This window comes from Sphingomonas sp. (assembly GCF_004799495.1).
Classification (GTDB): Bacteria; Pseudomonadota; Alphaproteobacteria; order Sphingomonadales; family Sphingomonadaceae; genus Sphingomonas.
In genome coordinates, this window is record NZ_SSMY01000004.1 from 124,253 (window position 1) to 144,744 (window position 20,492).

Genomic DNA, 20,492 nt, shown 5'->3' on the forward strand with positions numbered 1-20,492 from the left:
GGACAGCATGACCGAACCGATTCTCAGCGTCCGCGGCGTTTCGAAAACCTATGCCTCGGGCGTCCACGCGCTCCACGCCGTCGATCTCGACATCGCCAAGGGCGAGATTTTCGCGCTGCTCGGGCCGAACGGCGCGGGCAAGACGACTTTGATCAGCATCATCTGCGGGATCGTCACGCCCTCGACCGGCACAATCACCGTCGGCGGGTGCGACGCGATCCGCGCACCCCGGCGTGCACGCAAGCAGATCGGGCTGGTCCCGCAGGAACTCGCCACCGACATGTTCGAAACGGTCGAGGCGACGTGTCGCTTCAGCCGCGGCTTGTTCGGCTACCCGCCGCATTCGAGCCATATCGACGAAGTGCTCAGGGACCTGTCGCTCTACGACAAGCGCAAGTCCAAGATCATGGAATTGTCGGGCGGGATGAAGCGCCGCGTGTTGATTGCCAAGGCGCTGAGCCACGAGCCCGACATTCTGTTCCTCGACGAGCCTACCGCGGGCGTCGATGTCGAGCTGCGCCGCGACATGTGGAAACTGGTCCACAAGCTGCGCGCGAAAGGCACGACGATCATCCTGACCACGCATTATATCGAAGAGGCCGAGGAAATGGCCGACCGCGTCGGGGTGATCTCCGGCGGAAAATTGCTGGTGGTCGACGAAAAGGCCGCGCTGATGAAGAAGCTCGGCAAGCGCGAGCTCGACGTGTCGCTGAACGAGGCGATGAGCGCTCTGCCCGCTGAGCTCGGCGAGTGGGATTTGAGCCTGCGGAACGACGGCAAGACGCTGCGTTACGTCTTCGACGCACAGGCCGAGCGCACCGGCATCCCCTCGCTGCTGCGCAAGCTCGGCGAGCTGGGGATCGGCTTCAAGGACCTCGAAACCTCGAAGTCGAGCCTCGAAGACATCTTCGTCGATCTGGTGAAGGAGGGCGGCAAATGAACCTCCACGGCATCTGGGCGATCTACCGCTTCGAAATGGCCCGCGCGCTGCGCACCTTGTGGCAGAGCCTCGTCACCCCCGTCATCACCACCAGCCTCTATTTCGTCGTGTTCGGCGGCGCGCTGGGATCGCGTATCAAGGAAGTCGATGGTGTGCCGTATGGCAGCTTCATCGTGCCCGGGCTGATCATGATGTCGTTGCTCACGCAGAGCATCAGCAACGCTTCGATCGGGATCTATTTCCCCAAATTTACCGGAACGATCTTCGAGCTGCTGTCGGCGCCAATCAGTTCGATGGAGATGGTGCTCGGCTATGTCGGTGCGGCGGCGACCAAGTCGGTGTTCCTCGGGCTGATCATCCTCGGCACCGCGGCGCTGTTCGTGCCGATCCCGATCCACCACCCGTTCGCGATGGTGGCGTTCCTGCTACTCACCAGCGTGGCGTTCAGCCTGTTCGGCTTCATCATCGGCGTGTGGGCAAAGGGATTCGAGCAACTCAACTTCGTCCCCGCGCTGCTGATCACCCCGCTGACCTTCCTCGGCGGCGCCTTCTATTCGATCCGCATGCTCAACGAGCCGTGGCACACGGTCAGCCTGTTCAATCCGGTCGTGTATCTGGTCAGCGGGTTCCGCTGGGCGTTCTTCGACCAGGGCGACGTCAATGTGCTGGTCAGCCTGGCGGCAACCGGCGGGTTCCTGGCGGCGTGCCTGGTAACCGTTGCGATTATCTTCCGGACCGGCTGGCGACTGAAGGCGTAGCTACGGCCCGGCCGAGCGCGGGATAGAACGCCCTTTGCTCGTCGGCGATGCGGCGGCGCATCCGTGCGGTGATCTGCCCCGAGACCGCTTGATAGCCAGGCCAATCGGCGATGATCCGGTCGATCTGCCAATAAGCGATGTGCTTGGCCGACGCGGCGCGGCTCGCCGCATCGTCGGCGCGAAACGCGGCGACCGGACCGGGCATCGTATCGCACAGTGCCGGATAGACGCCATCGTTGAGCAGCTTCAGCCGGGCACGACTGGCGCGCATCAGTCGCCAGCGGGCATTCGACAGCGAATCGCGGTTGGGCGCCGGGCAGGCGACGACGGCCTCGAGCGCAGCGATCTGCGTCAATACTTCGCCGTGCATCGCCTTCAGCGCGTCGAGCAACGTAACCAACTCCAAAACTGATAATTTAATTTACCTGTTCCTCGCTAACGAGTCGTGAATGCGCGCTGTTATCCCATCACGGGCAAGACGATCCTCGACCCCGCACACACACGCTGCGTCGTCTTGACGAAATCGCTTGGGCGCGCACGCATGATGTTCGGAACGAAAGTCTGCGGATTGCGGTCGATCACCGGGAACCAGCTCGACTGGATCTGTACCATGATGCGGTGGCCGCGCTTGAAGACGTGGTCATGGTCGCGCAGCGGAACGTCCCAGGCGATCACCTTGTCCGGCGTGAGCGGCTGCGGGTTGATGTCGCTCGCGAGGAAGCGCCCGCGCCGCACGTCCATCGCGATCGGCAGCTGGTAGCCGTTGAGCGTCTTGGCATAATCGCCGAGCGCCCAGTTGGTCGTGCTCGTATCGACGAAATCCGCGGGCAGCACGTCGATCAGCTTGACGATGAAATCGCTGTCGGTCCCGCTGGTCGATGCCATCAGCTTCGCCGCGATTTCCCCTGTCACGGTCACGTCATGGTCGAGCGGTTCGGAGACGTAGCCGAGCACGTCGGGGCGGTGATCGACGAAGCGCTGGTCGTCGGTTTCCCACAGCCGCCAGTCGGGGGTCGCATAGGTGCGGCTCATCGGGCGCTTGCGGAACGGCACCGGGTTGGCCGGGTCGCTGACATAATCGCGGCACCCCTCGCCCGCGGCGGGCGCGGTGAACGACAGGCTGCCGTCGTCGTGGAGGTAAAGGTCGGTCGGCTTCGCGCCGGCGGGCGGCCATGACGCATAGGTCTTCCACACGTTCGACCCCGACTGGAACATCCGCGCGGTGAATTCCGGCCGCGGCCTCTTCCCGTGAAGCCAGTAGGCGAAGAACGGCGCCTGGATCTGCGTCTGGAACTCGGTGCCGGTCTCGGCGCCGAGTGGGATCGGGCCGAGCGTCGCGCTTCGGCCCTGCCACCCGCCGTGATTCCACGGCCCCGCGACCATCTGCGCCAGGTTATTGGGGTCGTTCCTCTTCTGCTGCGCATAGATTTGCCACGACCCCCACGGGTCTTCCTGGTCCCAGAACCCAGCGACGTTGAGCGTCGGCACCGTCGTCTTGCCGAGCGACTTCTGCCAGTTCTGGTCGGTGTAGAAAGCATCGTGGTTGGGATGGTCGAGCAGCGATTCGAACAGCGGCACGCTGCCCTTGAATACGTTCTTCTCGATATTCTCGACCCGTCCCATCTTGAGGTACCAGTCGTACGCGTCGACCAGCCCGTCGAGACTCAATTCCTTGTTCTGGGTCTTGTCGTTCTGCAAGGAGTAGACCCATTCGGTCGCGTAGCTCAGCCGCAGCGCGCCGTTGCGGTGGAGATCGTCCGACATCCAGTAATCGACCCACGCCGCCTGCGGGCTGACCGCCTTCAATGCCGGGTGCGGCTTGGCGAGCGCGACCGCGGCGGCGAAGCCGGGGTAGGACACGCCCCACATCCCGACCTTGCCGTTGTTGTTCGGCACATGCTTCACCAGCCAGTCGATCGAGTCATAGGCATCGGTCGCTTCGTTCGGGCTGGTCTTGACGCTGGTCGACAGCGTGAACTTCCCGTCCGACCCGAACCGCCCGCGCATCGACTGGAAGACGAAGATATAGCCATCGGCGACCAGCGGCTTCCAGCTTGCCGGCAATTGCTGCGGCAGCGCTGAGGGCACGCCATAGGGCGTGCGCTGGAACAGGATCGGCAACCTCGCCGCCCCTTTCGGCGCGATGATCACGGTCTCCATCTTTGCGCCGTCGTGCATCGGCACCATCACCTTGGTGTAGGTGAATTGGTCGGCAACGTTCGGCGCCGCGGTCACTGGCACCGCCGCCTGCGGGCGCGCGAGCGCCCCGGCGCTAATCCCGATCAACAAAGCGGCCGCGATCAACGTCTTGCGCATAGGACGAGTCTCCTTTTGCCGCAGCGTGGCGACAGTGCAGTGGCTGGTCAATCGCGGTCAGGCCCGCTCACCCTCACCCTTCCCACTCGCCTTCGGCTCGCGGGCCCCTTCCCTCTCCCATTGGGAAAGGGAGGGAGGCGCGAAGCGCCGGAAGGGTGAGGGTGATCGTCCGTCTACCCGATACGATGCTCGCCCTTGACCCAGCGCACCGTGCCCGAGCTCGCGCGCATCACTACCGAGTTGGTCGTCATCTTGCCGCCATGCCGCTTGACGCCGTCGAGCAGCGAACCGTCGGTCACGCCGGTCGCGGCGAAGATGCAGTCGCCCTTGGCCAGCTCCGAGAGGTCATACTGCTTGTCGAGGTCGGTGATGCCCCATTTGTGCGCGCGGCTCCGCTCGGCATCGTTCCTAAACAACAGTCGCCCCTTGAACTGCCCGCCGACGCAGCGCAGCGCCGCGCAGGCGAGCACGCCCTCGGGCGCGCCGCCGGAGCCCATGTACACGTCGATCGTCGTGTCGGGATTGGTCGTCGCGATCACCCCCGCGACGTCGCCATCGCCGATCAGCACCACGCCGCATCCGATCCCGCGCAGCTCGGCGATCAGCGCTTCGTGCCGCGGACGGTCGAGCACGCAGGCGATGACTTCGTTGGGCTTGCAGCCCTTCGCCGCCGCAATCGCCTTGACGTTCTCGGTCGGGGACTTGTCGAGGTCGATCACGCCCTCGGGCAATCCCGGCCCGACCGCGAGCTTGTCCATGTACACGTCGGGCGCGTTGAGCAGGTTGCCCTCTTCCGCAATCGCCAGCACCGCGAGTGCATTCGGCCCGGCCTTGGCGCAGATCGTCGTGCCTTCGAGCGGATCGAGCGCGATGTCGATCTTCGGACCCGTGCCGATCGCCGACCCGACCTTTTCGCCGATGAACAGCATCGGCGCCTCGTCGCGCTCGCCCTCGCCGATCACCACGGTGCCATCCATCGCCAGCTCGTTGAGCGCCGCGCGCATCGCCTCGACCGCGGCGGCATCGGCCGCTTTCTCGTCGCCCCGCCCGATCAGCGTCGACGCGCCGATCGCGGCGGCTTCGGTGACGCGCACCATTTCGAGCACGAGCACGCGGTCGAGCACCTGGGAGGCGGTGGTCATGTCTGGGGAGTCCTTCGGTTGGTTGCGGCGCGGATAGGACGCGAGCGTTACGGTGTCGAGACGGTGTCCTTCGGCGCCTTGATCTCGAAGATGTACGCCCAGTCCTTGCCGGTCACGAATAAGCGGCGTTTCTTCGCGTCCCAGGCGATGCCGTTGGCGACGTCGTTCTCGGCAGTGTTGCCGACCTGACGATGGAGTTCGCTCACGTCGATCCAGCCGATCACCTTGCCGCTCTTCGGGTCGATCCGCGCGATGCGGTCGGTCAGCCAGACGTTGGCGAGGATCTCGCCGTCGACATATTCGAGCTCGTTCAAATTGATCAGCGGCTGGCCGTCATGCGCGACGGTCAGCGTGCGGCGAACCTTGAACGTCGCGGGATCGACGAAGCGCAGCACCGGCGTGCCGTCGGACAGGATCAGGCTGGTGCCGTCGCTCGTCAGCGCCCAGCCCTCGCCTTCGTACTTGAACTCGCCGAGCTTCTTGAGTGTCGATTTGGACCAGCGGAAACCGATGCCGTTCTTCCACGTCAGGCTCAGGATCTGGTCGCGCCATGGGGCGATCCCTTCGCCGTAGAGCGGCGGGTCGACCGCGACGCTCTTGAGCACCTTGCCGGTGCGCAAGTCGACCAGCCGGATGCCTGACTTGCCGACGGTACCGGTCGACTCCCACAGCTTGCCGTCTTCGTAGAAAAGCCCCTCGGTATAGGCTTGCGGATCGTGCGGGTAGGTCGCGACGACTTGCGCGGGGACGACCGGCACGCTGGTCGGGTCGAGCGTCGGGATGTCCTGCGCGACCGCCGGGCCGGCGAGGAGCGCGAGCAATGCCAGACCCGCCGATTTGAACGTCATCCCGCCAACTCCTCTCTCGTCATCCCAGCGAAAGCTGGGATCTCATGCGGCAAAAGATCCCAGCTTTTGCTGGGATGACGAATATTAGTCCCGCAGCAGGTCGTTGATGCTCGTCTTCGCGCGCGTCTGTGCGTCGGCGCGCTTGATGATGACCGCGCAGTAAAGCGCCGGCTTGCCGTCACCGCCGCCGATCGATCCGGGCACGACCACCGCATAGGGCGGCACCGCACCCATCGTCACCTCGCCGGTCGTGCGGTCGACGATCTTGGTCGACTTGCCGATGAACACCCCCATCGACAGCACCGCGCCGCGGCCGACGCGCACGCCCTCGACCACTTCGCTACGCGCGCCGATGAAGCAATCGTCCTCGATCACCACGGGGTCGGCCTGAAGCGGTTCGAGCACCCCGCCGATCCCCGCGCCGCCCGACAGATGGACGTTTTTCCCGATCTGCGCGCAGCTGCCGACGGTCGCCCAGGTGTCGACCATCGTCCCCTCGCCGACATAGGCGCCGATATTGACGAAGCTCGGCATCAGGATGGCGTTCCTCCCGATGAAGCTCCCGCGCCGCACCACCGCGCCGGGCACGACGCGAAAACCGGCGTCGCGAAAGCGGTTCTCGCCCCAGCCGGCGAATTTGCATGGCACCTTGTCGTATGCGGGGGCGCCCGCAGCGCCGCCGTCGATCACCGCGTTGTCGTTGAGTCGGAACGACAGCAGCACCGCCTTTTTGAGCCATTGATTGACCGTCCAGCCGTCGCCCGACGGCTCGGCCACGCGCGCCTCGCCCGAATCGAGCAGCGCCAGCGCCGCCTCCACCGCGTCGCGCACCGTGCCGGTCGTGCTCGTCGAAACGTTCGCGCGATCTTCCCACGCGGCGTCGATCGTCGCGGCCAGATCGGTCATGCTTCCTCCAGTATCTCGTGCAGCCAGTGGGTGATGTCGCGGGTCGCGAAATCGACATGGTCGCGTTCGGCGCTTTCCGCCTGTTCGGAGCCGTTGTCGACCCACAAGGTAGTCATACCTAGGTCCTTCGCCGGCTTCAGGTTGCGCGCCATGTCGTCGGCGAACAGGCATTCGGTCGGGTCGAGCCCGTATGCGTCGCAGATGTGGCGATAGGCCGACGGCTCGGGCTTGGGCCGGTAGTCGAGCGCGTGGACGTCGTGGATCGCCTCGAAGCTGTCGCCCAGCCCGAGCTGCGCGAGGATGCGCCGTGCATAGGCCTCGTCGGCGTTGGTGAAGATCAGCTTGCGCCCGGGGAGCTTCGCGATCGCCGCGGCGAGCGGAGCGTTCTCCTCGAGCATGTCCATTTCGATATCGTGGACGTCCGCCAAGTATTCGTGTGGGTCGACACCGTGCTCGGCCATCAGCCCCGCGAGCGTCGTGCCGCGCGTGTGGAAATAATTCTTCTGGATGCGATACGCTTCGTCGTGATCGACGTCGAAGAACCGTGCGATGTAACCGGTGATCCGCCGGTCAACCTGCACGAACAGCCGCGCGCCGTGCGGGTAGAGAGTGTTGTCGAGGTCGAACAGCCAGTTGCGGATGTGGGCGAGGCGCGCGAGCATGACCGCGCTCTAGGCAGCGCCCGGTGGCGGGGCAAGGTTGAGCGGCGGGGGCGCCACCCTATCTACGCACGCATGACCGCATTCTCGCTGCTCGATCTCGTCCCCGTCGTCGAAGGCGGCAGCGTGGCGCAGGCGCTCGCCAACGCCGCCGACATGGCGCGGCATGCGGAAGGCTGCGGCTATTCGCGCTACTGGGTGGCGGAGCATCACGGCATGGCGGGGATCGCGAGTTCGGCGACCGCGGTGGTGATCGCGCATGTCGGCGCGGCGACATCGACGATCCGCATCGGCGCGGGCGGGATCATGCTGCCCAACCACGCGCCGCTGGTGATCGCGGAACAGTTCGGCACGCTCGACGCGCTGTTCCCGGGGCGGATCGACCTCGGCCTCGGCCGCGCGCCGGGGAGCGACCAGAATGTCGCCCGCGCGATCCGCCGCACGCTGGACAGCGATCCCAACGCCTTCCCGCGCGACGTGCTCGAACTGCAAAGCTATTTCGCCGACGACGGCCAGACCGGCATCCGCGCGACGCCAGGCGCGGGCGCGAATCCCGATCTATGGATTCTCGGATCGAGCCTGTTCGGCGCGCAGCTCGCGGCGATGCTCGGCCTGCCGTTCGCGTTCGCGTCGCATTTCGCCCCCGACGCGCTGGATCAAGCGCTGGCGATCTACCGCCGCGACTTCCGCCCGTCCGCCGCGCTCGCCCGGCCCTATGCGATGGCCGGGTTCAACGTGATCGCGGCCGACACCGACGAGGAGGCCGAGTTCCTCGCCAGCTCGCAAGCCCAGTCGTTCGTCGCCTTGCGCACCGGCAACCCGCGCCAGCTCCCCCCACCCGTCGCGGGTTACCGCGAAAGCCTGCCCCCCGCCCACGCCGCGATCCTCGATCACGTCTTGCAATGCTCGGCGATCGGCAACCCGGAAACCGTGTCGCGCGGGCTGGCCGCGTTCATCGAACGCACGGGGGTTGATGAAGTGATGGTCTCGAGCTCGATCTACGACGTGTCGGCGCGGCAGCGGAGCGTCGCGCTCGCGGCCGAGGCGATGCGCGGGCTCTAGCCCGTCACTACCTTCAACGCACCCGCGCGAATGCGGAATTCGAGTGGCGTCTCGAGCCGCTGCACCTCCCCGTCGAGCGCGATTTCGATGCTGTCGCCGGTCGCGCTGACGGTCAGCGTCTCGCATTCGCCGATCGCGACGAAATCCGCCCCGCGCCGCGCGCGGCCGACCAATGCGCGTGCAGCGAACCACAGCAGCGACGCGCGGCTGCGGTGCGCCACGGCATAGACCGACAGCTTGCCGTCGGTGAGCGATTCGCGCTGGCCGAGCGCGCCGGCGTCGAGCGAATAATCGTTGTTGCCGATAAACAGGAGCGGCGTGACGATCGCGCGCTCGCCCTGTCCCAGATCGACCCGCAGCCGGTGGTGCGGAAAGCGTTCGAGCGCCGCCCAGGCCGCGGGGATCGTCGACAGCCATTTGGGCCAGCCCTTGCTGTCTTGCACGCCTTCGCGGGTCCGCACCATCAGTGGGTAGAGCCCGATCGAGGCATTGTTGACGAAGACGTGACCGTTGACCTCGGCGACGTCGATCGCGGTCGCCTTGCCGGTGGCGGCGACCTTGGCTGCGTCCTCCAATTTGTCAGGCAGCCCGAGATCGCGCGCGAGATGGTTGAGCGTGCCGAGCGGGAGCAGGCCGAGTTCGGCGTCGCCGCCCGCCAGTTGCTGCGCTGCGCAGGCCGCGGTGCCGTCACCGCCCGCGACGACGACGCGACCGCGCTTCGCCGCCTCGGTGATCGCATCGCCGACCTCGCCGCCGTCGAGCGCCTGTACGTCGGCCTCGACCCCGGCCGCCGCAAAAGCATCTTGCAGCGTCGACTCCAGCTTATCGCCCATCTTGGACGCCGTGCCGCCGTTTTTGTTGACGATGACCGCGAGCCCCATCAACTCGCCGCCGGCAGTCTGAGCCGCACCATCAGCCCACCGAGATCGTCGCTTTCCTCCAGGCTGACCGTCCCTTCGTAAATCTCCGCGACGTCGCGCACGATCGCGAGGCCGAGTCCCGTGCCCGGCTTGCCGGTGTCGAGCCGAGCGCCGCGGTCGAAGATGCGCGACCGCTCTTCCTCGGGAATGCCGACGCCATCGTCCTCGATCTGGAATTCGACGAATCCGGCCTGCGCGCCGACCGTCACGAACACGCTGCCGCCGCCATATTTCGCGGCGTTTTCGATGAGATTCCCGAGCATTTCGTCGAGATCCTGGCGCTCGACGTGAACCTGGAGGTCCTTCGGCCCATCGGCGTCGATCCGCACGTTGGGATAGAGCCGCGACACCGCGCGCTCGACCGACTCGAGGCTCGGCCAGACCGCGGCGCGGCTGTGCGCCGACCCGCGCCGCCCGACCGCGCGGGCGCGCGCGAGATGATGGTCGACCTGGCGCCGCATCGTCCGTGCCTCGCGCACCACCGTTTCCGACAGATCGTCGGACTTGGCGGTGGCCGAGTTCATAATCACGGTCAGCGGCGTCTTGAGCGCGTGCGCGAGGTTGCCGGCATGGCGCCGCGCTTCCTCGGCCTGGCGGTCGTTATGCTCGATCAGCGCGTTCAGCTCCTCTACCATCGGCGCGACCTCGGCGGGCATCGATCCCTCGATCCGCGCCGACCGCCCGCCGCGCAGCTTGGCGATTTCGTGCCGCAGCCGCGTTAGCGGGCGCAACCCGTACCAGGTCTGCAACCCCGCCATCACGATCAGCCCGAGCGCGAGGAGCAGGAAACTCCTGACCAGCGTCCGCCGCAGCGCGTTGATCTGCGCGTCGAGCTGCTCGCGGCTCTGTGCGACCTGGAACCGCCAGCGCACCGGCGACCCGGGCAGCTTCACGTCGCGTTCGAGCACGCGCAAGGGCGGCTCGCCCTTGAACTGACTGCTGTCGTAGACATGGACTTCGAGATCGGTGTGGTTGGTGCCGTACGCGATGCGTCGGTCCCACAGCGAGCGCGACGGGAACGCTTCCTTGCCCGGCGCCGAGACTTGCCAATAGAGTCCCGAATAGGGCTCGAGGAAGCGCTGGTCGGCGGGCTCGCGGTTGAAGATCACCTCGCCGTCGGGCCCGATCTCCGCCGAGGTGAAGAGCGAGGTCAGCACGTAATCGAGCTGGTCATCGAAATTGCGCGTAACGGCGCTGGTCAGCACGCGGTCGAGCGCCAGCCCGCCGCCCGCGAGCAGGATCAGGATCCACAACGCCGCGATGACGATCATCCGGCGACCGAGCGACCCCGTAATGCGCGTCGCGGGCAGTGGCTGCGGCGCATCGACCGCCACCCCAGGGTCCATCGTCCCGCTAATAGGGTCTTGCTCCGCCATCGCCTATAGTGTCATCCCCGCGAAAGCGGGGACCCATCTCGTGCACGTCGAGCTTGATGCAACGGCGGGAGATAGGCCCCCGCCTTCGCGGGGGTGACGAGAGAATTAGCGTTCATTCCGCGCGCGGCGGGCCGTCGGGATCGTCGAGGCTGTAGCCCAGCCCGCGGATCGTGGTGATGACATCCTGCCCCAGTTTCTTGCGGATGCGCGTAACAAACACCTCGATCGTGTTGGAGTCGCGGTCGAAGTCCTGGTCGTAGATATGCTCGATCAGCTCGGTGCGGCTGACGATCTTGCCCTTGTGGTGGAGCAGATAGCTGAGCAGCTTGTATTCCTGCGCGGTCAGCTTCACCGGGTCGCCCGCGAGCGTCACCTTGCCGCTACGCGTGTCGAGCCGCACGTCGCCCGCGATCAGCTCGCTCGACGCATTGCCCGACGCGCGGCGGATCAGCGCGCGCAGCCGCGCGATCAGTTCCTCGGTCTGGAACGGCTTCGCGACATAATCGTCCGCCCCGGCATCCAGCCCCGCGACCTTGTCCGACCAGCTGTCGCGCGCGGTCAGCACCAGTACGGGCGTACTCTTGCCCTGCTTGCGCCAGCGGTCGAGCACGGTCAGCCCGTCGATCTCGGGCAAGCCCAGATCGAGCACGATCGCATCGTAGCTTTCGGTCTCGCCGAGGAAGAGCCCCTCCTCGCCGTCGGTCGCCAGATCGATCGCGTACCCCGCGCCCTCCAGCGTCGACTTGAGCTGCTGGCCCAGATTGGGTTCGTCCTCGACGATCAGAACGCGCATGTCGGTCCCCTATTCTTGGAGCGGGCGGTGCCGCTCAGTAACCGGTGCGGCCGATGATCTGGCCCGACCGGCCGTCGACCCGCACCCAGATGACCGTTCCATTGCGCAGGAACTTGAGCGTGTAAATGCCGGTGTCGGGGTCGATCTCCGGCCCCAGATATTGCGCGCCCGCCATCGACGGGATCACGCGCCGCTCAATTTCAGGGAGCGGCAGGATGCGCCCCTCGCGCATCGCCTTGAACGCGCGGTCCTGATCGCGCCGCTGGCACGGCGCCGCATCCGGCGGAATCGCCGTCGGAGATAGGGTCAGGGCAAGCAACGCAAACATCGACATGGCTGGTCGCATAGTGGCGCGGGCTTGAACAGGCTGTGAACGCTGCAGCGCGGCAGCCGGCCACGTCCGGCTGACTCGCGCAAGGCCGGCCGGCAGGCGTAAAGCGCCTGTCCGACGACACGGATTTATTCCGTGTCGGCCCTTTGCAGTTGATCCGGCCCGCCGCGGCAAAGCCGCCCTTCGCCTGCCTGCAAGGCAGGCGCTCAGGACGGGCCCGTCGGTCCTCGCGTGGAGCGAGGCCCGCCGGGCCGGCGCTTTAGCCTCGATTTAGCTGCGCTAAATCGCTAGGCCGCGCCGCCATGGCAGCCCCAATCCTCTCCTATGAAGACCTCGGCCTCGTCCAGGGCAGCGGCTGGCTGTTCCGCCACCTCGACCTGTATATCGGCGAGCGCGACCGGCTCGCGCTGATCGGGCGCAACGGCGCGGGCAAGACCACGCTGATGAAGCTGATCGCGGGCACGATCGATTCGGACGAGGGCCGGCGGTCGATCGTGCCGGGGACCCGGGTCGTGCTGCTCGAACAGGACCCCAAGGTCGACAGTTTCGCGACGCTCGCCGATTTCGTGCTGGCCGCGCCCGATGCGCCGCTGCCGCACGAGGCGGATGCGATCGCGGACCAGCTCGGCATCGACCTATCGCGCGAGGCCGCCAGCGCCTCGGGCGGTGAGCGCCGCCGTGCCGCGATCGTCCGCGCGCTCGCGCAAAACCCCGACGTGCTGCTGCTCGACGAGCCGACCAACCATCTCGATATCGCCGCGATCGAATGGCTCGAACAATGGCTCAACCGCTTCACCGGCGCGTTCGTCGTGATCAGTCACGACCGCACGTTCCTGACGCGCCTTACGAAGCAGACGTTGTGGCTCGACCGTGGCACGATCCGCCGCGCCGAGGTCGGTTATGGCGGGTTCGAGGCGTGGACCGAGCAAGTCTATGCCGAGGAGGAGCGCAATGCGCAGCGGCTCGATGCGAAGCTCAAGATCGAGGAGCATTGGCTCCAGCGCGGCGTCACCGGGCGGCGGCGGCGCAACCAGGGGCGGCTTGCCAAACTCAAGGAAATGCGCGCGGCGCGCGCCGCGATGCTCGGGCCGCAAGGAACGTCGGCGCTCGTCACCGGCAGCGACGACGTGCGCACCAAGGTGGTCATCGACGCCAAGCACGCGTCGAAGGGGTTCGACGGGCGCACGATCATCCGCGACCTGAGCTTACGCATCACGCGCGGCGACCGGATCGGCGTGGTCGGGCCCAACGGCGCGGGCAAGACGACACTGCTCAAGCTGCTGACCGGTGAGTTTCCGCCCGACAGCGGCACGGTGAAACTCGCCAAGACGCTCGACGGCGTGGTGATCGACCAGCAGCGCAAGCTGATGGCGCCCGACAAGCGCGTGCGCGACGTGCTGGCCGACGGCGGCGACTGGATCGAGGTGCTGGGGGTCAAGAAGCACATCCACGGGTACCTCAAGGACTTCCTGTTCGATCCCAACATGGTCGAGGCGCGCGTCGGGACGCTGTCGGGCGGCGAGCGCTCGCGGCTGCTCCTCGCGCGCGAATTCGCGCGGCGGTCGAACCTGCTGGTGCTCGACGAGCCAACCAACGACCTCGACCTCGAAACGCTCGACCTGCTCCAGGAAGTGATCGCCGATTACGAGGGCACCGTGCTGATCGTCAGCCACGACCGCGATTTCCTCGACCGCACGGTGACGCTGACGCTCGGGCTCGACGGGTCGGGGACGGTCGATATCGTCGCGGGTGGCTATGCCGACTGGGAGGCGAAACGGAAAACTCCCCTCCCGCTTGCGGGAGGGGCCGGGGGAGGGCGTGTCAAAGGCACGCCTGCTTTCGACAGGCCCACCCCTAACCCCTCCCGCAAGCGGGAGGGGAAGAAGCTCAGCTACAAGGACCAGCGCGACTTCGACCTGCTGCCCAGGCGGATCGAGGAGATCGAAGCCGCGATCGCGCGCGACGAGGCGGCGCTCCACGACCCGTCGCTGTACGCGCGCGATCCGGGCAAGTTCGCCGCGCTGACCCAGGCGATCGAGGAGGCGCGTGCCGAAAAGGACGCGGCCGAACTGCGCTGGCTCGACCTCGCCGAACAGGTCGACGCGCTCGGCTGATCAGGGGGCGGGTGTTTGCAAGGCGAACCGCCGCACCTTGCCCGACGCGGTTTTCGGCAGCGCGTCGACGAATTCGACCGCGCGCGGATATTTGTAGGGTGCGATGGTCGCCTTGACGTGTGCCTGCAGCGCCTCCGCCATGGTGGGTGCGGCATCGTAGCCGGGCGCGAGCACGACGAACGCCTTCACCAACTGCCCGCGCGTCGGACACGGCACCCCGATCACCGCGCATTCGGCGACTGCCGGGTGCGCGTAGAGCGTATTCTCCACTTCGGGTGCGGCGATATTGTAGCCCGACGACACGATCATGTCGTCCGACCGCGCGAGGTACCAGAAATAGCCCTCGGCATCGGCGCGATAGGTGTCGCCGGTGACGTTCCAGCCATCGACGACGTACGCCGACTGGCGCTCGTCGGCGAGGTAGCGGCACCCGGTCGGGCCGCGCACCGCGAGGCGGCCAATGCCTTCGCTCATCGGCTGACCGTTGGGATCGAGCACGCACGCGGTGTAGCCCGGCACTGCTTTGCCCGTCGCGCCGGGGTGGATATCGTCGCCGGCGGCGGAGATGAAGATGTGCATCATCTCGGTCGCGCCGATCCCGTCGATGATGCGGATGCCTGTCGCGTCGTGCCATGCTTGCCAGGTCGCGGCGGGAAGGTGCTCGCCGGCAGACACGCAGGTGTGGAGGCTGCCCGCCTCGACGCCGAGCGCGAGCATCGCCTTGTACGCGGTCGGCGCGGTGAACACAGTGGTGACGCCGTGCCGCGCGATCGCGTCGAGCAGCGCTCGCGGTGTCGCCTGTTCGAGCGTGACCGCGGTGCCGCCGAAGCGGAACGGGAAGATCAGCGTCGCGCCGAGCCCGAAGGTGAACCCGATCGGTGCCGAGGTGCAGAACACGTCGCCCGGTTTCGGCCGCACCAAATTGCCGGCGAAAGCGTCGGCGCAAGCGAGAATATCGCGATGGAAGTGGACGCAGCCCTTCGGGTTGCCCGTCGTGCCCGAGGTGAAGGCGATCAGCGCGGGACCGTCAGCGCGTGTCGTGACCGCCGCGAAGCCCGGGGCGGTATTCGCCAACCGCGCCTCCAGCGCCCCGGTCCCGGCATCGCCGTCGTAGCGCAGCGTCGACCGCACGCAGTCGATCCGCGTCGCCGCTTCGGTGAAATCGGCGAGGTAACGGCTGTCGACGATCGCATGGCTCGGCTGCGCCTTGTCCAGCACCGCCGCGATCTCGCCGGCACGCAGCAGCGGCATCGTCGTCACGACCACCCCGCCCGCCTTGAGCACGCCGAGCCACGCCGCGAACAGCATCGCGCCATTGGGCCCGCGCAGCAGCACGCGATTGCCGGGGACCAAGCCCTCGTCCTCGACCAGCACCCGCGCGATGCGGTCGGACAGGTCGGCGAGCGCGGCATAGCTCCACTCGCCGACATCGTTGCGCACGGCGATCCGCTCGCCGTCGCCGCGGTCGATGAGCTCCACTGCCGCATTGAGATGCTCGGAATACTGCAATTCGGGCCGGTCGAACGCGAACACCGGCAGCGCGTCGGGCGCGGGCAGCCGGTCGAGCACGAAGCGATCGACCAGCGCCGTCACGGCACGACCGCCATCGTCTCGATCTCGATCAGCGCGCCGGGTTCGACCAGCGCGCTCACCTGCACCACCGCCATCGCGGGATAGTGCCGCCCGATCAGCTCGCGATACGCGGCGCCGATCTGGGCCAAACTGTCGCGGTACGCCGTGATGTCGGTGACGTACCATGTCATCCGGACGATATGCTCGGCGCTCGCACCGCCTTCGTTGAGGATGGCGAGCGTGTTGACCAGCACTTGGCGAAACTGGCCAGCGAGGTCATCGGCAACGAGCCGCTCGTCCGCATCCCAGCCGATCACGCCGCCGGTGACGACCAGACAGCCCTGATCCGCACGGATGCCGTTGGCGTATCCTTTTGGGCGCGGCCAGCCGGGGGGGAGCAGGGTGGTGTGCGTCACCTCAATTGCCCTCGAACACGGGCGTTTGCTTCGCCGCGAAGGCTTCGAACGCCCGCGTGAAATCCTGCGTCTGCATGCAGATCGCCTGCGCCTGCGCCTCCATCTCGATCGCGACGTCGAGGCTCACCGCCCATTCCATGTTGAGCTGCGTCTTGGTGATGCCGTGCGCGAAGGTCGGCCCCGCCGCGATCGCGCGCGCCGCCGCCATCGCTTCGTCGAGCAAAGCATCGGTGGCGACGAGGCGATTGTGGAACCCCCAGCGTTCGCCCTCCTCGGCGGTCATCACGCGTCCGGTGAACAGCAATTCGGACGCGCGGCCCTGCCCGATCAGCCGCGGCAGGATCGCACACGCGCCCATGTCGCAACCCGCCAGTCCGACCCGCGTGAACAGGAACGCGGTCTTCGTGGCGGGCGTCGCGAGCCGGATGTCCGACGCCATCGCCATGATCGCGCCCGCGCCGACGCACACCCCGTCGATCGCCGCGACGATCGGTTGCGGGCAACCGCGCATCGCCTTGACCAGGTCGCCCGTCATCCGCGTGAAGGCGAGCAGTTCGGGCATCGCCATCCGGGTCAGCGGTCCGATGATCTCGTGCACGTCGCCGCCCGAGCTGAAATTGCCGCCCGCGCCGGTCAGCACCACCGCCTTGACCTCGGGCAGCGCGACCAGCGCGCGGAACGTGTCGCGCAGCTCGGCATAGGAATCGAACGTCAGCGGGTTCTTGCGTTCGGGCCGGTTGAGCGTGACCGTCGCGACGCCGTCGGCGAACGCCCAGCCGAAATGCTGTGGCGCGAAGGTGGCGGGGTTCATGCGGGAATCTCCTCGGCGGCGATCGATGTTTTGAGGCGGCCGAGCAGCGCGAAGAGTTGCGCACGCTCTTCCGGGGTCAGACCACTCAGCATCGCGTCGATCCAGCGATGATGCGCCTCGGCCATGTCGGCAAAATGGGTAAGGCCCTTGGGCGTCAAACGCACAATCGACGCGCGCTTGTCGGTCGGCGAGGGCGTCATCACGACGAGTCCCTCGGCCTTCAGCGTCTGAACCAGCGCGGTGACGTTGCCCTTCGACACCAGCAGCGCCGCCGACAGTGCCCCCATCGTCATCGCGCCGTTACGGTCGAGCGCGGCGAGCACGTCGAAGCGGGGGAGCGTCGTCGCGAACCGATCGTCGAGCCGCCGCCGCACGCGCTTTTCGATCACCATCGTGCACGACAGCAGCCGCAGCCACAGCCGCACATTGTCGCGGTCGTCGAGCCCACCGTCGTGCTTCTCGCGGATCGCGGCGGCGGTCATGCGTCACTCCCGTCGGTGACGATCGCTTGGCCGGTGACGTTTTGCTGTTCGGGCAGGCACAGCCAGAGCACCTTTTTGGCGACGTCCTCCGGCCGGATCAGCCGCCCGCCGGGGTTGAGCCTGGCGAGTTGGTCGCGCGCTTCGGCAACGCTGCGTCCGGTCTTCGCGTGGATCTGCGCCGCGGCGTCGGCGACAAGATCGGTGTCGGTGAAGCCCGGACAGACCGCGTTGGCTGTCAGCCCCTTGCCCGCATATTCCGCCGCGAGCGCGCGCATCAGCCCGACCGCGCCATGCTTCGCGGCGGTGTAGGCGGCGGTGTAGGCATAGCCTTGCAGACCCGCGGTCGAGGCGATCGTGACGATCCTGCCGGCGTCGCTGGCCAGCAGGTCGGGCAGCGCGGCCTGACAACAGTGGAATACGCCATCGAGATTGACCGCCATCGCCTCGCGCCATTGCTCCGCGCTGGTTTTCGCGAAGGGTGCGCTTTGCGCCGCGCCCGCGTTGGCGATCAGGATATCGACCGCGCCATGCGCGCCGCGCGCTTCGCCGACCGCGCGATCGACCGCGGCCCGGTCGGTAACGTCGGCGACCGCGACGGCGGTGCCGAGTTCGGCGGCGACGGCTTCCAACGGTTCGCGGCGGCGCCCGACCAGCGTCAGCGCCGCGCCCTCCGCCGCCAGCGCGCGGGCGATCGCGGCACCGATGCCGGTGCCGCCGCCAGTTATAAGCGCGTGATAGCCGGAGAGCCTCATGCCTTCGCCTCACGTGCGAGGATGCGGGTCAACTGCTCCTGTCCGGCGCGATAGGGGGGCGGGACGAAGGTGCCGGTATAGCCCGCCGCGGCGGCCTGGCGCAGCGTCCATGCTGGGTCGACCAGATGCGGGCGGGCCAGCGCGACGAGGTCGGCGCGGCCCGCGGCGAGGATCGAATTGGCATGGTCCGCCTCGAAGATGTTGCCGACCGCCATGGTCGCGAGCCGCGCCTCGTTGCGGATGCGATCGGCGAACGGAGTCTGGAACATCCGGCCGTAGACCGGCTTCGCCTCGGCCCAGGTCTGACCCGCCGACACGTCAATCAGGTCGGCGCCCGCTCGCGAGAAGGCGCGCGCGATCTCGACCGCTTCGGCGGGCGTTACGCCATCCTCGCCCGCCCAGTCGTTGGCCGAAATGCGCACCGCCATCGGCCGCTCGGTTGGCCACACGTCACGCATCGCCACGAACACTTCGAGCGGATAGCGCAGCCGGTTCTCCAAACTGCCGCCATAGTCATCCGTCCGCTTGTTCATCAGCGGGGTGATGAACGACGACAGCAGGTAACCATGTGCGGCGTGGAGTTCGATCATGTCGAACCCGGCGTCGACCGCCATCCGCGTCGCGGCGACAAATTGATCGCGCACCGCGTCCATGTCAGCCCGGGTCATCGGGCGCGGGCGCTGGTTGGCGTCGTTCCACGCCACGTCGGATGCGGCGATCAGCGGCCAGTTGCCCTCGGCGAGCGGCGCATCCATCCCCTCCCAGCCGAGCCCGGTCGATCCCTTGCCGCCGCTATGGCCTAGCTGGAGGCAGAATTTAGCGCGGCTGTTCGCGTGGACGAAATCGACGATCCGCCGCCATGCCGTGACATGCGCGGGCGCGTACATCCCGGTGCAACCCGGCGTTATCCGCCCCTCGGCCGACACGCACGTCATCTCCGTATAGATCAACCCCGCGCCGCCTTCCGCCCGCGCGCCGTAATGGACGAGGTGGAAGTCGTTGGGCGTCCCGTCGCTCGCCGAATAGGTCGCCATCGGTGATACGACGATGCGGTTCTCGAGTGCCATCTCGCGCAACTGGAACGGTGCGAATATCGGCGGTGCAGCAGTGCCGCCACCGTGGAACCAGCGTTCGACCCCTTCGAGCCACTCCCGGTCGCGCAGCCGCAAATTCTCGTGGCTGATCCGCTGGCTGCGCGTCAGCAGCGAATAGGCGAATTGGATCGGCGCGAAGTGCAGGTAACGCTCGATCGTCTCGAACCATTCGGTCGAGTTGCGCGCCGAATTCTGCAGCTTGAGCACTTCGACCGATCGCTCGGCCTGATATTCGGCCAGCGCGTCGGCACGCGACAGGCCGGGACGGTTGAGCACCTCGGCGAGCTTGATGGCATCCTCGAGCGCCAGTTTCGTTCCCGACCCGATCGAGAAATGCGCGGTGTGCGCGGCATCGCCGATCAGCACGACGTTCCCGGCATACCAGCGCTCGCAGATGATCCGCGGGAAATTGAGCCATGCGGCCGACCCAATTTTGTGCGCCGCGTTCGACATCAGCGCATGGCCGCCGAGATATTTGGCGAACAGCTTCTCGCCGAAGCGGCAGGTCTCGTCCTGCGTCATCCGGTCGAGCCCGAGACCCGCCCATGTCTTTTCCGAACATTCGATGATGAAGGTCGAAAGGTCGTCGTCGAAACGATAGGCGTGCGCCCACACCCAGCCGTGTCCGGTCTCCTCGAACGCGAAGGTGAAGGCGTCGAACGTCTGGTGCGTGCCGAGCCACACGAACTTGTTGGCGCGCACGTCGATGTCGACGCCGAACGCGGCCGGGTCGGCGCTCCGCACCTTGCTGTTGGCGCCGTCGGCGGCGATCACCAGGTCGTAGTCGGCCCAGCGCGCCGGGTCGGCGTCGAACTCGGTGTCGAACGTCAGTTTGACGCCCAGTTCGCGCGCGCGGTCCTGCAGGATGTGGAGCAATGTCTTGCGCCCGATCCCGATGAAGCCGTGCCCCGACGACACGATCGTCTCGCCGCCGATATGCACCGCGATATCATCCCAATGCGCGAACGCGTCGGCAATCAGCGCGCCGCTGACCGGATCGTTCGCCATCAGATTCTCGACGGTCTGATCGGAGAAGACCACGCCCCAGCCGAACGTATCGCCGTCGGCGTTGCGCTCGACCACCTCGATATCGCACGTCGGGTCGCGCAGCTTCATCGAGATCGCGAAATAGAGTCCTGCGGGGCCACCGCCGAGGCAAAGGATGCGCGCCGAACCGGGCCTGGTCATAGTTCAGGCTTA

Annotated in this window: 20 protein-coding genes; 4 read left to right on the forward strand and 16 right to left on the reverse strand. The window is 67.0% G+C overall.

The features are described from left to right. The first annotated feature begins 7 nt into the window (after positions 1–7). Both E7773_RS04360 and E7773_RS04365 read left to right on the forward strand, forming a co-directional pair. Positions 8–940, forward strand: a complete 933-nt coding sequence (locus E7773_RS04360) for an ABC transporter ATP-binding protein (RefSeq protein WP_293988672.1) — start codon at positions 8–10, stop codon at positions 938–940. Then, positions 937–1,698: an ABC transporter permease gene (locus E7773_RS04365; protein ID WP_293988675.1), complete on the forward strand. Its 762-nt coding sequence runs from the start codon at positions 937–939 to the stop codon at positions 1,696–1,698. Before E7773_RS04360 ends, E7773_RS04365 begins: the two co-directional genes overlap by 4 nt. Here the strand turns inward: E7773_RS04365 and E7773_RS04370 are convergent. The 6 genes from E7773_RS04370 to E7773_RS04395 all read right to left on the reverse strand — a co-directional run bounded on the left by E7773_RS04370 (position 1,664) and on the right by E7773_RS04395 (position 7,572). After that, entirely contained in the window at positions 1,664–2,104 is a 441-nt protein-coding gene (locus E7773_RS04370) for a hypothetical protein (RefSeq protein WP_293988678.1), read from the reverse strand. The genes E7773_RS04365 and E7773_RS04370 overlap by 35 nt on opposite strands. A gap of 53 nt (positions 2,105–2,157) precedes the next feature. Further along, on the reverse strand, positions 2,158–4,014 hold the full coding sequence (locus E7773_RS04375; protein ID WP_293988681.1) for a CocE/NonD family hydrolase: 1,857 nt from the start codon (positions 4,012–4,014) through the stop codon (positions 2,158–2,160). Between the two features lie 173 nt (positions 4,015–4,187). Continuing rightward, on the reverse strand, positions 4,188–5,156 hold the full coding sequence (gene glpX / locus E7773_RS04380; protein ID WP_293988684.1) for a class II fructose-bisphosphatase: 969 nt from the start codon (positions 5,154–5,156) through the stop codon (positions 4,188–4,190). 47 nt (positions 5,157–5,203) lie between these two features. After that, positions 5,204–6,004 (reverse strand): glutaminyl-peptide cyclotransferase, encoded by an 801-nt coding sequence (locus E7773_RS04385; RefSeq protein ID WP_293988686.1) that lies wholly within the window; start codon positions 6,002–6,004, stop codon positions 5,204–5,206. 84 nt (positions 6,005–6,088) lie between these two features. Continuing rightward, on the reverse strand, positions 6,089–6,910 hold the full coding sequence (gene dapD / locus E7773_RS04390) for a 2,3,4,5-tetrahydropyridine-2,6-dicarboxylate N-succinyltransferase (protein ID WP_293988688.1): 822 nt from the start codon (positions 6,908–6,910) through the stop codon (positions 6,089–6,091). Then, positions 6,907–7,572: a pyrimidine 5'-nucleotidase gene (locus E7773_RS04395; protein ID WP_293988690.1), complete on the reverse strand. Its 666-nt coding sequence runs from the start codon at positions 7,570–7,572 to the stop codon at positions 6,907–6,909. The genes dapD and E7773_RS04395 overlap by 4 nt, the downstream gene beginning before the upstream one ends. Before the next feature lie 72 nt (positions 7,573–7,644). On the opposite strand from E7773_RS04395, the gene E7773_RS04400 reads away from it, so the two are divergent. Further along, positions 7,645–8,631: an LLM class flavin-dependent oxidoreductase gene (locus E7773_RS04400; RefSeq protein WP_293988692.1), complete on the forward strand. Its 987-nt coding sequence runs from the start codon at positions 7,645–7,647 to the stop codon at positions 8,629–8,631. Here the strand turns inward: E7773_RS04400 and E7773_RS04405 are convergent. The 4 genes from E7773_RS04405 to E7773_RS04420 all read right to left on the reverse strand — a co-directional run bounded on the left by E7773_RS04405 (position 8,628) and on the right by E7773_RS04420 (position 12,054). Further along, positions 8,628–9,512, reverse strand: coding sequence for a diacylglycerol kinase family protein (locus tag E7773_RS04405; protein WP_293988694.1), 885 nt, complete (start codon positions 9,510–9,512; stop codon positions 8,628–8,630). The two genes, E7773_RS04400 and E7773_RS04405, sit on opposite strands and share 4 nt — an antisense overlap. Then, positions 9,512–10,822: a HAMP domain-containing sensor histidine kinase gene (locus tag E7773_RS04410; RefSeq protein ID WP_363129911.1), complete on the reverse strand. Its 1,311-nt coding sequence runs from the start codon at positions 10,820–10,822 to the stop codon at positions 9,512–9,514. Before E7773_RS04410 ends, E7773_RS04405 begins: the two co-directional genes overlap by 1 nt. Positions 10,823–11,039: 217 nt before the next feature. Then, positions 11,040–11,720 carry a response regulator transcription factor gene (locus tag E7773_RS04415; RefSeq protein WP_293988700.1) on the reverse strand — a complete coding sequence of 227 codons (681 nt, stop codon included), beginning with the start codon at positions 11,718–11,720 and terminating at the stop codon, positions 11,040–11,042. A 34-nt stretch (positions 11,721–11,754) separates the two neighbouring features. After that, the gene (locus tag E7773_RS04420; protein ID WP_293988703.1) at positions 11,755–12,054 is read right to left on the reverse strand and encodes a hypothetical protein; all 300 of its coding nucleotides are present in this window, start codon (positions 12,052–12,054) and stop codon (positions 11,755–11,757) included. A gap of 299 nt (positions 12,055–12,353) precedes the next feature. Here E7773_RS04420 and E7773_RS04425 point away from each other — a divergent pair, with 299 nt between their 5' ends. Further along, complete coding sequence (locus tag E7773_RS04425) at positions 12,354–14,165, forward strand: ATP-binding cassette domain-containing protein (RefSeq protein WP_293988706.1); 1,812 nt, start codon at positions 12,354–12,356, stop codon at positions 14,163–14,165. Here E7773_RS04425 and E7773_RS04430 read toward each other — a convergent pair whose 3' ends face one another. Genes E7773_RS04430 through E7773_RS04455 form a run of 6 tightly spaced genes read right to left on the reverse strand, consistent with a single transcriptional unit; the run spans position 14,166 to position 20,480 of the window. Beyond that, a complete protein-coding gene (locus E7773_RS04430; protein WP_293988709.1) occupies positions 14,166–15,758 on the reverse strand; it encodes an AMP-binding protein in 1,593 nt (530 codons plus the stop codon). It abuts the gene before it with no gap. Continuing rightward, positions 15,755–16,153, reverse strand: coding sequence for a RidA family protein (locus E7773_RS04435; protein WP_293988712.1), 399 nt, complete (start codon positions 16,151–16,153; stop codon positions 15,755–15,757). Before E7773_RS04435 ends, E7773_RS04430 begins: the two co-directional genes overlap by 4 nt. Position 16,154: 1 nt before the next feature. Continuing rightward, positions 16,155–16,964 (reverse strand): enoyl-CoA hydratase family protein, encoded by an 810-nt coding sequence (locus E7773_RS04440; RefSeq protein WP_293988715.1) that lies wholly within the window; start codon positions 16,962–16,964, stop codon positions 16,155–16,157. Then, positions 16,961–17,446 carry a MarR family transcriptional regulator gene (locus tag E7773_RS04445; protein ID WP_293988718.1) on the reverse strand — a complete coding sequence of 162 codons (486 nt, stop codon included), beginning with the start codon at positions 17,444–17,446 and terminating at the stop codon, positions 16,961–16,963. Before E7773_RS04445 ends, E7773_RS04440 begins: the two co-directional genes overlap by 4 nt. Then, the gene (locus tag E7773_RS04450) at positions 17,443–18,198 is read right to left on the reverse strand and encodes an SDR family oxidoreductase (RefSeq protein ID WP_293988721.1); all 756 of its coding nucleotides are present in this window, start codon (positions 18,196–18,198) and stop codon (positions 17,443–17,445) included. The genes E7773_RS04445 and E7773_RS04450 overlap by 4 nt, the downstream gene beginning before the upstream one ends. Further along, positions 18,195–20,480: a bifunctional salicylyl-CoA 5-hydroxylase/oxidoreductase gene (locus E7773_RS04455; protein WP_293988724.1), complete on the reverse strand. Its 2,286-nt coding sequence runs from the start codon at positions 20,478–20,480 to the stop codon at positions 18,195–18,197. Before E7773_RS04455 ends, E7773_RS04450 begins: the two co-directional genes overlap by 4 nt. Between the last annotated feature and the right edge of the window lie 12 nt (positions 20,481–20,492).

Coding starts and splice junctions, on each gene's coding strand:
- E7773_RS04360 (WP_293988672.1), top strand. CDS start 8: ATGACCGAACCGATTCTCAGCGTCCGCGGCGTTTCGAAAACCTATGCC.
- E7773_RS04365 (WP_293988675.1), top strand. CDS start 937: ATGAACCTCCACGGCATCTGGGCGATCTACCGCTTCGAAATGGCCCGC.
- E7773_RS04375 (WP_293988681.1), bottom strand. CDS start 4,014: ATGCGCAAGACGTTGATCGCGGCCGCTTTGTTGATCGGGATTAGCGCC.
- glpX (WP_293988684.1), bottom strand. CDS start 5,156: ATGACCACCGCCTCCCAGGTGCTCGACCGCGTGCTCGTGCTCGAAATG.
- E7773_RS04385 (WP_293988686.1), bottom strand. CDS start 6,004: ATGACGTTCAAATCGGCGGGTCTGGCATTGCTCGCGCTCCTCGCCGGC.
- dapD (WP_293988688.1), bottom strand. CDS start 6,910: ATGACCGATCTGGCCGCGACGATCGACGCCGCGTGGGAAGATCGCGCG.
- E7773_RS04395 (WP_293988690.1), bottom strand. CDS start 7,572: ATGCTCGCGCGCCTCGCCCACATCCGCAACTGGCTGTTCGACCTCGAC.
- E7773_RS04400 (WP_293988692.1), top strand. CDS start 7,645: ATGACCGCATTCTCGCTGCTCGATCTCGTCCCCGTCGTCGAAGGCGGC.
- E7773_RS04405 (WP_293988694.1), bottom strand. CDS start 9,512: ATGGGGCTCGCGGTCATCGTCAACAAAAACGGCGGCACGGCGTCCAAG.
- E7773_RS04410 (WP_363129911.1), bottom strand. CDS start 10,822: ATGATCGTCATCGCGGCGTTGTGGATCCTGATCCTGCTCGCGGGCGGC.
- E7773_RS04415 (WP_293988700.1), bottom strand. CDS start 11,720: ATGCGCGTTCTGATCGTCGAGGACGAACCCAATCTGGGCCAGCAGCTC.
- E7773_RS04420 (WP_293988703.1), bottom strand. CDS start 12,054: ATGTCGATGTTTGCGTTGCTTGCCCTGACCCTATCTCCGACGGCGATT.
- E7773_RS04425 (WP_293988706.1), top strand. CDS start 12,354: ATGGCAGCCCCAATCCTCTCCTATGAAGACCTCGGCCTCGTCCAGGGC.
- E7773_RS04440 (WP_293988715.1), bottom strand. CDS start 16,964: ATGAACCCCGCCACCTTCGCGCCACAGCATTTCGGCTGGGCGTTCGCC.
- E7773_RS04445 (WP_293988718.1), bottom strand. CDS start 17,446: ATGACCGCCGCCGCGATCCGCGAGAAGCACGACGGTGGGCTCGACGAC.
- E7773_RS04450 (WP_293988721.1), bottom strand. CDS start 18,198: ATGAGGCTCTCCGGCTATCACGCGCTTATAACTGGCGGCGGCACCGGC.
- E7773_RS04455 (WP_293988724.1), bottom strand. CDS start 20,480: ATGACCAGGCCCGGTTCGGCGCGCATCCTTTGCCTCGGCGGTGGCCCC.